The organism is Spirillospora sp. NPDC052242 (assembly GCF_040679555.1).
Lineage (GTDB): Bacteria > Actinomycetota > Actinomycetes > Streptosporangiales > Streptosporangiaceae > Spirillospora.
The window spans coordinates 65,571-79,115 of the sequence record NZ_JBFAUZ010000046.1 but is presented as its reverse complement, the minus strand read 5'-3'; the positions used below and the strand labels follow the sequence as shown (position 1 = coordinate 79,115).

General features: G+C 74.3%; 12 protein-coding genes. 4 read left to right on the top strand and 8 right to left on the bottom strand.

Annotation, left to right across the window (positions count from 1 at the left end; all coding sequences use genetic code 11):
* Nucleotides 1-89: 89 nt before the first annotated feature.
* Complete coding sequence (locus AB0L25_RS31360) at nucleotides 90-1,283, bottom strand: MFS transporter (protein WP_500176338.1); 1,194 nt, start codon at nucleotides 1,281-1,283, stop codon at nucleotides 90-92.
* Nucleotides 1,284-1,412: 129 nt separating this feature from the next.
* Nucleotides 1,413-2,120, bottom strand: a complete 708-nt coding sequence (locus AB0L25_RS31355) for a YqeB family protein (RefSeq protein WP_500176337.1) — start codon at nucleotides 2,118-2,120, stop codon at nucleotides 1,413-1,415.
* A gap of 170 nt (nucleotides 2,121-2,290) precedes the next feature.
* Between AB0L25_RS31355 and AB0L25_RS31350 the strand changes: the two genes are divergently transcribed.
* Nucleotides 2,291-3,199, top strand: coding sequence for an NADP-dependent oxidoreductase (locus AB0L25_RS31350; protein WP_500176336.1), 909 nt, complete (start codon nucleotides 2,291-2,293; stop codon nucleotides 3,197-3,199).
* On the opposite strand, the gene AB0L25_RS31345 is transcribed toward AB0L25_RS31350, so the two are convergent.
* The 6 genes from AB0L25_RS31345 to AB0L25_RS31320 form a co-directional block, all read right to left on the bottom strand.
* Entirely contained in the window at nucleotides 3,189-4,169 is a 981-nt protein-coding gene (locus tag AB0L25_RS31345; protein WP_500176335.1) for a helix-turn-helix domain-containing protein, read from the bottom strand. The genes AB0L25_RS31350 and AB0L25_RS31345 overlap by 11 nt on opposite strands.
* Nucleotides 4,170-4,183: 14 nt before the next feature.
* Nucleotides 4,184-4,972 (bottom strand): alpha/beta fold hydrolase, encoded by a 789-nt coding sequence (locus tag AB0L25_RS31340; RefSeq protein WP_500176334.1) that lies wholly within the window; start codon nucleotides 4,970-4,972, stop codon nucleotides 4,184-4,186.
* Nucleotides 4,973-5,060: 88 nt separating this feature from the next.
* Nucleotides 5,061-5,261 (bottom strand): hypothetical protein, encoded by a 201-nt coding sequence (locus AB0L25_RS31335; protein ID WP_500176333.1) that lies wholly within the window; start codon nucleotides 5,259-5,261, stop codon nucleotides 5,061-5,063.
* 79 nt (nucleotides 5,262-5,340) lie between these two features.
* The gene (locus AB0L25_RS31330; protein ID WP_500176332.1) at nucleotides 5,341-6,552 is read right to left on the bottom strand and encodes a pyridoxal phosphate-dependent aminotransferase; all 1,212 of its coding nucleotides are present in this window, start codon (nucleotides 6,550-6,552) and stop codon (nucleotides 5,341-5,343) included.
* A 73-nt stretch (nucleotides 6,553-6,625) separates the two neighbouring features.
* Entirely contained in the window at nucleotides 6,626-9,136 is a 2,511-nt protein-coding gene (locus AB0L25_RS31325) for an ABC transporter permease (RefSeq protein ID WP_500176331.1), read from the bottom strand.
* Complete coding sequence (locus tag AB0L25_RS31320; RefSeq protein WP_500176330.1) at nucleotides 9,133-9,915, bottom strand: ABC transporter ATP-binding protein; 783 nt, start codon at nucleotides 9,913-9,915, stop codon at nucleotides 9,133-9,135. The genes AB0L25_RS31325 and AB0L25_RS31320 overlap by 4 nt, the downstream gene beginning before the upstream one ends.
* A gap of 339 nt (nucleotides 9,916-10,254) precedes the next feature.
* On the opposite strand from AB0L25_RS31320, the gene AB0L25_RS31315 reads away from it, so the two are divergent.
* Genes AB0L25_RS31315 through AB0L25_RS31305 form a run of 3 tightly spaced genes read left to right on the top strand, consistent with a single transcriptional unit; the run spans nucleotide 10,255 to nucleotide 13,501 of the window.
* A complete protein-coding gene (locus tag AB0L25_RS31315) occupies nucleotides 10,255-10,830 on the top strand; it encodes a TetR/AcrR family transcriptional regulator (RefSeq protein ID WP_500176329.1) in 576 nt (191 codons plus the stop codon).
* A gap of 57 nt (nucleotides 10,831-10,887) precedes the next feature.
* Nucleotides 10,888-11,889, top strand: coding sequence for an AurF N-oxygenase family protein (locus tag AB0L25_RS31310; protein ID WP_500176328.1), 1,002 nt, complete (start codon nucleotides 10,888-10,890; stop codon nucleotides 11,887-11,889).
* 16 nt (nucleotides 11,890-11,905) lie between these two features.
* Entirely contained in the window at nucleotides 11,906-13,501 is a 1,596-nt protein-coding gene (locus AB0L25_RS31305) for a flavin-containing monooxygenase (protein WP_500176327.1), read from the top strand.
* Nucleotides 13,502-13,545: the final 44 nt, after the last annotated feature.

Sequence of the window (13,545 nt, the reverse complement as noted above, 5' to 3'; positions counted from 1 at the left end):
TGGTACTGCATGGGAGACTGTGTGGGAGAGTAGGACGCCGCCGGACCTTTTTTGCAGGGAGGCCCCGCCGATTTTCGGCGGGGCCTTTCTCATTTCTGGGCGGCCTCGGGCATCCGCGGCTCGGTTCCGATGTGTCGGAGGCGGGCGGCGGTGACGAAGAGGCCCAAGGCGACGAGACCGGCTGCTCCGGCGATGGTGGGGAGCGGGCCGGGACCGGCGGTGTCCAGCACCGCGCCGCCGACGCCCCCTCCGACGGCGACGCCGATGTAGGTGCCGGACGTGTTGAGGGCCAGGGCCTGCGTCGCGACGGGACCGGCCAGCAGGTGAAGCCTCGCCTGGACGGCCGGGGAGTTCCAGAACGCGGCGCCGCCCCAGACGGTCACGATGCCGAGGAGCAGGACGACCGGAACGGGACGCAGCGGCCACAGTGCGGCCAGTGCGGCCATGGTCGCGACGAACGCGCCGACACCGGCGGCGAGGGTGCGGTCGGGGCCCCAGGCGTCGGTCGCGCGCCCGCCCGCCCAGATGCCGGCCATGCCCGCCAAGCCCGAGACGGCGAACAGGACGCCGCGGTCGGTGACGTCCGCGTCCGCGAGGGCGGCGGTGAACGGCGCGAGGTACGTCAGCAGCATCATCGAGCCGAACATGAGCACGACGTTGGCGGCCAGCCCCATGGAGATGGCGGGACGGGCGAGAACGGCGAGCTGGGCGCGTACCGGCAGGGCGTTCTGGTCGCCGTCGGTGCGGGGCAGCGCGGTGGCGAACGCGAGGGCGACGAGTGCGCCCGCGGCGGCCATCATCGCGAACGTCGCCCGCCAGCCGAACGCGCCGCCGATCCAGGCCCCGGCGGGTACGCCGAACGCGATCGCGCCGGTGACGCCGAACGCTACGGCGGCGACGGCGCGGCCCGTGCGTCCGGGGGCGGCGAGACGCGCGGCGGTCGCGAAGAGCGCGGGCGTCGCGGCGGCGGCCGACAGCGCGGCCGCGACCCGCAGGGCCAGCAGGGCCGGGAAGGACTGGCTGAACGCCGCGCCGAGGTTCGCCGCGGTGAAGACGAGCGCGGCCGCGACCAGGACGGTCCGGCGGGGGAGCCGGGCGGTGGCGACGGCGGCGAGCGGCGCGGCGATCGCCACGGTGACGGAGAAGACGGTGACGAGCTGCCCGGCGGTCCCCTCAGTGATTTCGAGGGATCGGGCGATCTCGGGCAGGACTCCGGCGATGACGTAATCGTCGGTGTAGAGGACGAGCGCTCCCGTCGCGAGCGCGAGCAACCAGCGGGGCACGGCGGTCCTAAGTTGAGGATGAACGGATGATCTCGACCCTCCAACTTAGGGAACGGTCGAGTGCCGCCGCCAACCCTTTTCCGGGCGCCCCCGCCCGCCCCAGGGGACGGGGCCCCGCACCGCCGGGGGTCAATCCGTGGTCTGGAGCGTCCTCACGTACTGCCGCCGCTTCTCGTCCCGCACCACGACGCCCAGCCGGGCCAGTTCGGCGCGCAGCTCTTGGACGTCTTCGTCGTCCGGCCCCTTTTCCTTCAGCGGCTCCGCACGGGCCTTGAGGACGGCGTTCGCACCGTCGGGCAGGCCGGGGAGATCGGGGACCCAGCGGCGGAACTCGTCCCGGTGCGGGTCGGTGTCCGCCCATACGTGGCCGTGCGCGGTGAAGGCGTCGGCGACGCGGGGGAAGTGCAGGCCGCACTCTTCCCGGACGAGTTCGCCGCCGCCGTGGCCGAGGAGGACGAGGTGGTCGCCGTCCCGGAAGGCCGAGGCGATGTCGGCGCGGGCGAACGCGTGCTCGCGGCCCTTGCGGGTGAGGACGACGCGATCGTCCGACAGGCGGATCGTCAGCTGCTCGAAGTGGGCGACGCCGCCGATGGCCAGGCCCGCCAGGGAACCGGCGGCGAGGAGCCACGGGGACGGGACGGAGGCGACGAGTTCGGCCGGGCCCTGCATCGGCGCCCACGGGAGTTTCACCAGCCAGTCGGCCAGGGGGTGGACGAGCAGGCCGAGCCCGGCCCCGGCGAGCGTGCAGACGGCGTAGACGCACGCGGTGCGCCACGCCGGCTCGCTCAGCACGATGTCCCGGCTCTTGCCCCGGCCCTGCTCGGTTCTCCTCCGCACGCCTGTTCCTCCTCTGCTCGTGCCGACCTCCGAAGGGTGGCGTTCCGGGAGACCGGCTCGCGACGGACTTTGGGCGGGTTCCGTACCGACCAAGGTCGAATCGCGCGGTTGACCTCAGGTTTGGTCGAGGTTTTAGCGTGGGGCTCGTCCACGCGAGAAGGAGGATCACCATGAAGGTCGTTGCCGCCGCGGAGCCGGGCGGGCCGGAGGTGCTGCGGATCACGGAGGCGCCCACGCCGCACGCCGGGCCGGGGGACGTGCGGGTGCGGGTGCGGGCGGCGGGTGTGCAGCCGATCGACCTGGCGGTCCGCGCGGGGTACACGCCGCCGGGCGCCACGGGCAGCGCGGTGCCGGGCAACGAGTTCGCGGGCGTCGTGGACGAGGTCGGCGACGGGGTCGCGGACGTCGCGGTGGGCGACGAGGTGCTGGGCTTCTCGATGCTCGGCTGTTACGCGGAGTTCGTCGTCGTGCCGTCGGCCCAGGTCACCCCCAAGCCGGCCGCGATGCCGTGGGAGGTCGCGGGCGGGTTCTCGGCGGCCGTGATGACGCCGCACATCGCGCTCGAGGACATGGGCGTCGGTGCGGGGGACACGCTGCTGGTGCACGCCGCCGCCGGGGGCGTCGGTGCCGTCGCCGTCCAGCTCGCCCGGATCGCGGGGGCGACGGTCGTCGGGACGGCGAGCGACGGCAACCACGACTACCTGCGGGCGCTCGGCGCGATCCCCGTCCGGTACGGGGACGGGCTGGCGGACCGGGTGCGCGCGGCGGCGCCCGGCGGGGTGGACGCGGCGCTCGACGGCGCGGGCGGCGACGCGCTCGCGGTGTCGCTCGAGCTGGTGAAGGACCCCGGACGCATCGTCACCCTCGTGGAGCACGGCCGCGCCGGGGAACTCGGGGTGCGGCTCGTGTCGAGGGAGAAGCGGACGATCGCGCGCGTGGCCGAGGCCGTCCGGTACTACGAGGAGGGCAGGCTCGACCTGCACGTGCGGGGCGTCCACTCGTGGACGCGGGCCGCCGACGCGCACCGGCAGGTCGCCACCGGGCACGGGCGCGGCAAGACGGTGCTGGTCATGGACTGACCGGACGGACGTCCCCGGGGGCGTCCTCGGGCCGGTCCTCGGCGTCGAGTGCGGCGAGGAACCACCGGCCGGCCGGGACGGGGTCGGGCTTCGCGGGTTCGCCGTTGATCTCTGCGATGAGCGTCCAGTACCGGGTGAAGCGGTCGTCGGCGCCGATCCGGATCCGTTCGGCGAGCCAGCGGCGGAACCCGGGCCCGTCGCGGCGTCCGTGGGCGTCGGCGAACGCCGCGGCGATCCGGGCGGCGACGGTCCGGGCGTCCGGGGAGTCCGGGGGGACGCCGCGGGCGAGGGCGGTCCCGGCGAGGTCGCGGAGCGTGCGTTCGGCGCGCCGCAGGCTCGCCGGGTCGCCGCGGTCGGCGCCGGACGCGCGATCGGCGGCGTGCCGTTCGAACGCCGCGCGGGCGCCCGCCCGGAAGGCGGGGTCGCCGACCAGGCACGCGAGCTCGACCCAGGCCCGGATCTGCTCGGGCGCCGGGTCGTCCGGCGGGTCGGGGAGCATGGACCGCAGCCGCGCCGCGAAGCCGGGCTCCAGGTCGAGCCCGCGGGTCGTCTCGGCGACGAGGTCGGCGACGAGGCGGCGGCGCTGCTCCGCCGACAGCCGGGCGAGCCGGTGGACCTCCCCGGCGGCGGCCGGGTCGGCGCCGTGGGCGGCGGCGTGCCGGAGCACCGCCTGCCGTACCCGCAGCGTCTGGATCTGCGTTTCGAGCGCGGCGGCCTGCCGGTCGGCGACCTGCGCGAAGCTCTCGGCGCCGGTGAGCACGCGGGTGATCGTGGGGAGGTCGACGCCGAGGTCGCGCAGCGTCCGGACGAGGTCGAGCAGGTGCAGCGCCCGCCGGTCGTAGAGCCGGTACCCGCCGGGCGACCGGCCGGCGGGCGGCACGAGCCCGGCGTCGGAGTAGTACCGGATCGTGGAGATCGGCAGGCCCGTGCGCCGGGCCGCTTCGCCGATCGTGTGGAGGGCGCCGTCCATGCGTCCAGCCTCCCTCATCGGCGGGGGAGGAGCCGCTCCAGGATCAGTGCGGCGACCATTTCCGGGGCCTCGAGGTGGACGTCGTGGTCGGTGGGGACGTCCACGGTCGACAGCAGCGGCGTGGCCGCCGCGGCGGCCGCGAGGTCGCGGGCGAAGCCGCGCCGGTAGGCGGGGAACACCTCGGCGACGTCGGGCGGGAGCAGGGCGTCCATGCCGGTGCCGGTGGAGGCGACCACCACGAGCGGGCAGCGCGCCGCGCGGTAGGCGGCGAACAGGTCGAGGGCGCCGAGTTCCGCGACGAGCCGGGCGAGCGCCGGGTCGCCGGACCGCCGGACCTCGGCGTCGAGGAAGGTGCGCATCGTCCGTTCGGCGGCGCGCGCGGCGTCCGGTTCGAGGTCGAAGGGGCCCGTGGGGTTGGTGTGCCCGTCCAGGTTGACCGCCAGCGGGCATTCCGGGTGGCGTGCGGCCCACAGGGCGGCGACGATCCCGCCGAGCGAGTGCCCCACCACGGCCGGACGGTCGAGGCCGCGATCGTCGATCACCGCGGCGAGGTCGGCGAGCGCGTCCGGCCAGGACCACGGCGCGGGCGCGGACGCGCCGTGCCCGCGCAGGTCCGCGGTGACGACGCGCAGCCCGGCGCCGGTGAGGCGCGGGGCGACGAGCCGCCAGTCGTCCATCGTGCGGCCGCCGCCGTGCAGCAGGACGACCGCGGGGCCGTCGCCGCCGTGGTCGCGGACCGCGAGGCCGACCCCGCCGGACGGCACGACGTGGACGGGCGCGGACGGTTCGGCGGGCGCGGCCATGGAGACTCCTCGCTGGAGATCGACGGTTCGACGACCTCGACCATCGGGCCTCAAGCCGCTTGAGAGTCAACCCGGACGAACCCGCTCGTCATGCGGGGCCTTCGTCGGCGATCTGGAAGACCGTCTTGCCGGGGGCGCGCCGCTCGCCGGTGAGCGCGTCCGGTGCCTCGGCAAGGGGCCGGACGGTACCGGCGGGCGGGCGGAGCCGGCCGTCCCGGACCCGCGCGGCCAGGTCGGCGAGCGCGCCGTCGCCCGTCCAGTCGGTCAGCCCGAACACGCGCTGTCCCACGGTCGGCCCCGCGGCGTTCTGGCGGACGTGCCGGAACCGGGGGCGGGCGCGCCGGGCCGGGTGCCGGACGGGCCGGGGGTCAGCGGCGGTAGGCGTCCAGGAACGCGCCGATGCGGTTGATCGACTCCTCCAGGTCGTCGGCGTACTGCAGCGTGACGACGCGGAAGTGGTCGGTGGTCGGCCAGTTGAAGCCCGTTCCCTGGACGACGAGGAGCTTCTGCTGCTCGAGCAGGTCGAGCGCGAAGCGCATGTCGTCCTCGATCGGGTACATCGCGGGGTCGAGGCGCGGGAAGACGTACAGGGCGCCCTTCGGCTGGACGCAGGACACGCCGGGCAGGTCGTTGAGCAGCTTCCAGGCGCGGTCGCGCTGCTCGCCGAGGCGGCCGGTGGGCAGCACCAGGTCGTCGATGCTCTGGTAGCCGCCGAGCGCGGCCTGGATGGCGTGCTGGCCGGGGACGTTGGGGCACAGCCGCATGTTCGCGAGGATGTCGAGGCCCTCGATGTAGGACTCGGCGTGCTCCTTCGGGCCGGACAGCACCACCCAGCCGGAGCGGAAACCGGCGACCCGGTAGTTCTTGGACAGGCCGCCGAAGGTGAGGCACAGCAGGTCGGGGGCCAGCGACGCGATCGGGACGTGCTCGGTGTCGTCGTACAGGATCCGGTCGTAGATCTCGTCGGCGAAGACGATCAGGTTGTGCCGCCGGGCGATCTCGGCGATGCGGGTCAGGATCTCGCGCGGGTAGACGGCGCCGGTCGGGTTGTTCGGGTTGATCAGCACGATCGCCCGGGTCCGCTCGGTGACCTTCGCCTCGATGTCGTCGGTGTCGGGCGCCCAGTCGGCGTCCTCGTCGCACAGGTAGTGGACGGGCGTGCCCCCGCACAGCGACGCGGACGCCGTCCACAGCGGGTAGTCGGGGGCCGGGATGAGGACCTCGTCGCCGTTGTTGAGCAGCGCCTGCAGGGTCATCACGATCAGTTCGGACACGCCGTTGCCGAGGTAGACGTCCTCGACGTCGACCCCGCTCACGCCGTTCTCCTCGAACCGCTGCACGACGGCGCGGCGGGCGGCGAGGATGCCCTTGGAGTCGCTGTAGCCGTGCGCCTCCGGCAGGTTGCGGATCATGTCCTGGAGCAGTTCCGGCGGGGCCTCGAAACCGAACGGGGCGGGGTTGCCGATGTTCAGCTTGAGGATGCGGTGCCCCTGGGCCTCCAGCTGCTTGGCGCGCTTGAGGACCGGCCCCCGGATGTCGTAACAGACGTTGGTCAGTTTGCCCGACTGGTTGACCTGCATGGACACACCATATCCGCGCGGCCGCCGGGTATTCGCACGCCGGGGTCACGCCCCGCGACCGTCCGGCGGCCGGTCACCGCGCGGCGACGGCGGTCAGGACGGCGGCGCGTGCGGCGCGGCGCGCCGGGCGGACCGCGGCGAGCGTCCCGGCGGCGGCGCCGACCAGCGCGATCACCGCCAGCGGCAGCGGCTGCGGGGCGAACGGGTTGCCGAGCGCGCCGCCGACGCCCCAGCCGAGGAACACCCCGACCAGGAGCCCGCCGGCCGTGCCGAACAGCGCGACGATCACCGATTCCCAGCGGACGATCGCCCTGACCTGCGCGCGGGTCGCGCCGACCGCGCGCAGCAGGCCGAGCTCCCGGGTCCGCTCGTGCACCGCCAGCGACAGCGTGTTCGCGATGCCGAGCAGCGCCACCACGATCGCGAGGCCCAGCATCCCGTAGATCACCGGGAGGAAGGCGCGCTGCCGCTCGGTCCGGGCCTCGACGAACTCGTCCCGCGTCCGCACGCCCGGCGCCCCGTACCGGTCGGCGAGCGCGGTGAGGGCGCGGCGGGCGTCCGCCGGGGGGACGCCGGGCGCGACGGCGACGAACGCGGTGCGGGCGAGCGGCCGCCCGCCGTGCGCGTCCCACACGGCCCGGGGGACGAGGTGGTCGCCCGCGAGGTCGGTGGCGGCGTAGACGGCCCCGACGGTGAGGGTCCGCGAGGTGCCGTCGGCGAACGTCACGGGGACCCGGGAGCCGGTCCGCCAGCCGTTCTCCTCCGCGGCGGCCTCCGACACGGCGAACGTCCGCGGGTCCGCGAGGGCGCCCCGCGTGACGTCCAGGTCCAGGACGCGGCGGAGCGCGGACGGGTCGGCGACGCTCACGGTCGCGACCTTCCCGGCCATCCGGACGGTGCCGGTGCCGAGCCCCGCGACGGCGCCGGTCTGGGGCAGCGCGTCCGCCTCCGCGACGAACCGGACGTCGAACCCGCCGGTCTCGTTGCCGCCCGCGTCGACGACGAATCCGCCCGTGAACGACCCGGCGACGCCCCGTTCGAGGGACGCGCCCAGCGAGCCGACGAACACGGTGCAGAAGCTCACGACCCCGACGCCGATCATCAGCGCGGTCGCGGCGCCGGCCGTCCGGCGGGGGCTGCGGCACGCGTTGGCGCGGGCGAGCGCCCCCGGGACGCCGCGCAGCCGCGCCGCCGGGCCGCCGACCGCCGCGGCGGCCGGGCGGACCCCCACCGGCCCCAGCACCACCATCGCGAGGACGAACAGCAGCGCGCCGGCGCCCGCGAGGGGCGTCCGTCCGGCGATCGCGCCGGTCACGACCGCGCCCGCGGCGACCGTCGCGAACACGCCGCCGATGATCACGCGCGCCTCCGAGGGGCCGCCGGGCTCGGCCGCCGCCTCCCGCAGCGCGGCCACCGGCGCCGTCCGGGACGCCCGCAGCGCGGGCCCGAGCGCGGCGGCGAGCGTCACCAGCACCCCGACCGGCACCGCGATCAGCGGCGTGGTCGCCGCGACGGTCAGGCCCTCCAGCGCGATCCCGATGCGGAACTCGGCGAACACCCGCCGCAGCAGCGCGGCGACCCCGACGCCGCCCGCCAGCCCGGCGGCCGTGGCGACGACCCCGACCGCGAGGGCCTCGGCGCCGGCGATCGCGAGGACCTGGCGGCGTCCCGCGCCGAGCGCGCGCAGCAGCGCCGACTCGCGGGTCCGCTGCGCCACGGTGATCGCGAACGTGTTGTGGATGGTGAACGCCGCGACGAGCAGCGCGACGCCGCCGAACGCGGCGATCACGACGCGGAACGTGCCGAGCATGCCGCTCTCGACGTCGCCGAGGCTCTCCTCGATCGCCGCGTCGGCGGTCACCGCCTCCGCCCCGGCGGGCAGCACCGCGCCCACGCGTGCGGCCAGCTCCCCGGGGCCGGTGCCGTCGGCCGCGCGGATCCGGACGGCGGCGATCCGGTCGGGGGACGCGGCGACGTGCCGGCGCGCGCCCTCCAGCGTGAACGCGGTGAACGCGGACTCCCCGAACGCCTTCTCGTCGCCGAACATGCTGATCCCGACGATCGTCACCGGGACCCGGCGCGGCGTGAGGACGGCCGTCCGGTCCCCGACGCGCAGCCCGCCCAGCTCGGCGGTCAGCCGGTTCACGACGACCTCGTCCGGCGCGCGGGGCGCGCGGCCCTCGACGACCCGGTACGGGTTGAGCGCGGGGTCGGTGATCCAGTTCCCGGCGTCGCGCGGTCCCCGGTTGCCGACCACCCGGCCGTCCGCGCCGAGGACCTGCCCGGACCCCTGGACGAGCGGTGCCGCGTGCGCCACGCCGTCCACGGCCCTCACCCGGTCGAGGGTCGCCGCGCCGATCTCGCCGCGCGAACCCCACGGGGAGTCGCTCACGTCCGTCGCGTTCCGCACGATGACGTCCGTCCGGCCGTAGGAGCCGGAGTAGTAGGAGTCGAGGCTGCTCGCGAGGGTGTCGCCGAGGACGAGCGTCCCGGTGAGGAACGCGACGCCGAGGAACACCGCGGTCAGCGCGCCCGCCAGGCGGCGCCGGCGGCCCCGGATCTCCTTCAGCACGAGCCCGATCACGGCCGTTCCCCCAGCTCCCGCATCCGGTCGAGGATCCGGCCGTCGGCCGGGTCGTCCATGACGTCGGCGATCCTGCCGTCGGCCAGGAACACGACCGCGTCGGCGTGCGCGGCGGCGGCCGGGTCGTGGGTGACCATCGCGACGGTCTGGCCGAGGTCGTCGACGGCGCCGCGCAGCAGCGCCAGCACCTCGGCGCCGCCGCGGGAGTCGAGGTTTCCGGTCGGCTCGTCCGCGAACACGATGTCCGGGCGGGTGACGAGCGCGCGGGCCAGCGCGACCCGCTGCTGCTGGCCGCCCGACAGCTCCGCCGGGCGGTGCGCGAGCCGGTCGCCGAGCCGCAGGACGCGGACGACCGTGTCGAACCACGCGGTGTCGGGCGCCCGCCCGGCCAGCGTCATCGGCAGGACGATGTTGTCGCGCGCGGTGAGCGACGGGAGCAGGTTGAACGCCTGGAACACGAAGCCGATGCGTTCGCGCCGCAGCCGGGTGAGGCGCCGGTCGGACAGCGTCCCGAGTTCCGCGTTGCCCACGAACACCCGTCCGGACGTCGCGTCCTCCAGGCCGGCCGCGCAGTGCAGCAGCGTGGACTTGCCCGCGCCGGACGGCCCCATGATCGCGGTGAACCGTCCGGCCGGGAACACCACGCTGACGTCGTCGAGGGCCCGGACCGCCATCGGCCCGGACCCGTGCACCTTGGTGAGGTGCTCGGTGTGCGCGCCCCCGGAGCGGCCGGCCGGGGACGCCCCGGCCGCCGTCCGTGCCGCCGCTGTTCCGCTCATGCCGTGATGCTCCCGGCGGGACGTGCGGTACGTCGTCGGGCCCGGAGATGCACCGTCGCTGCGCCCTGCGGAGCACCCGGCGCCGTCCGGGTACGCCTCCGGGCGTACGCGCCGCGGGCGGGAGGCGGGCGACCTGCGCGAAGATCAATAAGACGCGCCGTCCAATTGTGACGCGGGCAACATACATGCAGGCTTGATTGCTTGTTAGTGCGCTCGTACCGTCGAGACGTGTCAGTAAGCGCTCGCCGACGGTTCACGCCGGAGCACCGCCCCGGCCGCGGTCGCCGCACCCAGGAGGAACGCCGGTCGCGGACCAGGGCACGGCTCCTGGAGGCGACCATGGAGTGCCTCGTCGATCTCGGCTGGTCCGGGACGTCCACCACCGAGGTCGCCCGCCGCGCCGGCGTCTCGCGCGGGGCGCAGCAGCACCACTACCCGACGAAGATGGTCCTCGTCGCGGCGGCGCTGGAGCACCTGCTGGAGGCGCAGCGGCTGGCGTACGAGACGGCCTTCGCGGTGCTGCCCGGCGAGCGCCGCAACGTCGAGGGCGCCCTCGACCTGCTCTGGGAGGTGTTCCGCGGCCGCCCGGCCAAGGCCCTCACCGAGCTGGCCGTCGCGGCCCGCACCGACGACGAGCTGCGCCCCCTCTGCCAGGACCTCAACGAGCGGATCCTGCAGGTCATCCTCGAGACCTTCGAGCGCCTCTTCCCCGCGAACACGCTGCCCGCCGACTTCGTCCCGACGATGCTGCGCGGCCTGTTCGCGATGTTCATCGGCCTGTCCATCCAGAACGCGCTGGACGACGACGCCGACGGCCACCAGGCCGCCGTGCTGCGCCAGATCAAGGACGTCGCCCGGCTCATCGTGCCGGAACCCGGAGCACCCGAGACCGGCGCGTCCCCCACAACCGCATAGCCCCACCCCCCGAAGTGCCGGCCGGCCCGCCGGCGCGTCACCCCCAGGGAGCGCACCATGCCCGAAGCCCCCACCGACCTCGCAGACGAAGTGCGCGAGCAGGTCAAGGACAAGAAGGCCTACCTCGGCGTCATCGACCGCCTGAACAAGGCGTCCGTGGACAAGCACTGGGAGGCCTACGCCGACATCCCGTGGGACGACCCCGACTTCAAGGTCGACAAGAACGACCCCCGCTGGGTGCTGCCGGAGTTCGACCGGCTCGGCGAGACCGAGTGGTACCGCTCGCAGCCGCCGGAGATCCAGGCCCAGATCGGGCTGTTCCGCGTCGCGACCGCGATGAAGATCGGCCTGCAGTTCGAGAACCTGCTCAAGCGCGGGCTGCTCAACTACGCGTACTGGCTGCCGAACGGGCGGCCCGAGTTCCGGTACGTCTACCACGAGACGACCGAGGAATGTCACCACGGCATGATGTTCCAGGAGTTCGTGAACCGGACGAAGATGCCGATCCGCGGCATGCCGAAGTCGCTGACGTTCGTCGCGCAGGCCGCCCCGTGGATCCCGCTCGTCAGCACCGAGATGTTCTTCGTGTTCGTGCTCGGCGGCGAGGACCCGATCGACTACGTGCAGCGCAAGTCGCTCAAGAACGGGCACATCAAGCACCCGCTCGAAGAGACGATCATGAAGATCCACATCGCGGAGGAGGCCCGGCACATCTCCTTCGCCCGGCACTACCTCAAGCACCGGATCCCGCGCATGCACCCGGTGCGCCGCCGGGTCCTCGGCCTGTTCACCCCGGTCGTCCTCGGCGTGATGGCCCGGATCATGCTGGCCCCGCCCGGCCCGATGGTCCGCCACTTCAACATCCCGAAGGACGTCGTCCGCGCGGCCTACCGCAGCGAGGCGTCCCAGGCGGAGATCGCCAACTCGGTCGGCAAGATCCGCGACCTGATGGCCGAGCTGGGCGTCATCGACCCGGTCGGCAAGCGGGTCTGGAAGGCGTTCGGGATCTGGGACGAGCCGAAGAAGCGCCGCCCCGTCCCGTCCGCCAAGGCCGCCTGACCCCGGGCGCGCCGACATGACGGACGAGACGCGCCCCGCCGTGGTCACGCCCGCGGCGGGGCCGGGCGAACCGTACCGGGTCGTCATCATCGGGACGGGCTTCTCCGGCCTCGGGATGGCGATCGGGCTGAAGAAGGCCGGCGTCCACGACTTCGTCGTCCTGGAGAAGGCCGGCGAGGTGGGCGGGACCTGGCGGGAGAACACCTATCCCGGCTGCGCCTGCGACATCATGTCGCTGCTGTACTCGTTCTCCTTCGAGCCCAAGAGCGACTGGTCCCGGATGTTCCCGAAGCAGGGCGAACTGCTGCAGTACATCAAGGACGTCGTCGACAAGTACGACCTCGCGCAGCACATCCGGTTCCACGCGGAGGTGACGGGCGCCGAGTACGACGACGCCACCGGCACCTGGCGCGTCACCGTCGCGGGCGGGGCCGGGACGGACGTGACCGGGACGGACGGCGAGGGCCGCGGGGACGGCGAGGGGCGCGGGGACGAGGTCGTCCGGGCGCGGGCCGTCGTGGCGGGCATGGGGCCGCTGCACCGGCCGAGCATTCCGGAGCTGCCGGGGCTGGAGTCGTTCGAGGGGACCGTGTTCCACTCCGCCGAGTGGGACCACGACTACGACCTGACCGGCAAGCGCGTCGCCGTCGTCGGGACGGGCGCGTCGGCGATCCAGTTCGTCCCGCAGATCGCGAAGAAGGCCGCGTCCCTCACGGTGTTCCAGCGGACGCCGCCGTGGATCCTGCCCAAGCCCGACCGCCGCGTCACCGGCCTGGAGAAGGCGCTCTTCCGGCGCGTCCCGGGCGTGCAGCGCGGTTACCGCAACGGCATTTACCTCGTGCAGGAGAGTTTCGTCGTCGGGTTCAAGAACCCCCGGCTGCTCAAGCTGGCCAGCGGCCTGGCCCAGTGGCACCTGGCGCGCCAAGTACCGGACCGTGAGCTGCGCCGCAAGCTCGTCCCCGACTACACCATGGGCTGCAAGCGGACGCTCGTGTCCAGCGACTACTACCCGGCGCTCATGCGGCCCAACGTCGAGCTGACCACCGAGGGCATCGCCGAGGTGCGCCCCCGGTCGATCGTGACCCGGGACGGCCGCGAGCACGAGGTCGACGCGATCATCTTCGGCACCGGCTTCCACGTCACCGACGCGTTCGACGACGCCCGCATCACCGGGCGGGACGGGCTGAAGATCCAGGACGCGTGGAAGGACGGCATCGAGGCCCACCTCGGCGTCGCCGTGGCGGGCTTCCCGAACCTGTTCCTGCTGCTCGGGCCGAACTCCGGGCTCGGCCACAACTCGATGATCTTCATCATCGAGGCGCAGGTCCGGTACGTCCTGCAGTGCCTCGCGATGCTCGACGCGTCCGGCGGGGCCCGCATCTCCGTTCGTCCGTCCGTCCAGGACCGGTTCAACGCCTGGGTGCGGCGCAAGTCCGAGGGCGCCGTCTGGGTGTCCGGGGGCTGCACCAGCTGGTACCTCGACCGCGACGGCGTCAACCGCGCCGCGTGGCCCGCGTCCACCGTCGCCTACTGGCTGCGGACCCGCCGCCTCGACCCCGCCGACTTCGAGATCGAGCCGGACCTGCCCGCGCGCGGAGCACCGGTTCCGTGACGGGGCCCATATCGGCGGGCTCCCCGCGCCGATACAATCCCCTG

What these genes read in the sequence shown, in the direction of transcription:
- AB0L25_RS31310 (WP_500176328.1), top strand. Translation starts at nt 10,888, where the DNA reads ATGCCCGAAGCCCCCACCGACCTCGCAGACGAAGTGCGCGAGCAGGTC.
- AB0L25_RS31320 (WP_500176330.1), bottom strand. Translation starts at nt 9,915, where the DNA reads ATGAGCGGAACAGCGGCGGCACGGACGGCGGCCGGGGCGTCCCCGGCC.
- AB0L25_RS31350 (WP_500176336.1), top strand. Translation starts at nt 2,291, where the DNA reads ATGAAGGTCGTTGCCGCCGCGGAGCCGGGCGGGCCGGAGGTGCTGCGG.
- AB0L25_RS31305 (WP_500176327.1), top strand. Translation starts at nt 11,906, where the DNA reads ATGACGGACGAGACGCGCCCCGCCGTGGTCACGCCCGCGGCGGGGCCG.
- AB0L25_RS31340 (WP_500176334.1), bottom strand. Translation starts at nt 4,972, where the DNA reads ATGGCCGCGCCCGCCGAACCGTCCGCGCCCGTCCACGTCGTGCCGTCC.
- AB0L25_RS31315 (WP_500176329.1), top strand. Translation starts at nt 10,255, where the DNA reads ATGGAGTGCCTCGTCGATCTCGGCTGGTCCGGGACGTCCACCACCGAG.
- AB0L25_RS31345 (WP_500176335.1), bottom strand. Translation starts at nt 4,169, where the DNA reads ATGGACGGCGCCCTCCACACGATCGGCGAAGCGGCCCGGCGCACGGGC.
- AB0L25_RS31330 (WP_500176332.1), bottom strand. Translation starts at nt 6,552, where the DNA reads ATGCAGGTCAACCAGTCGGGCAAACTGACCAACGTCTGTTACGACATC.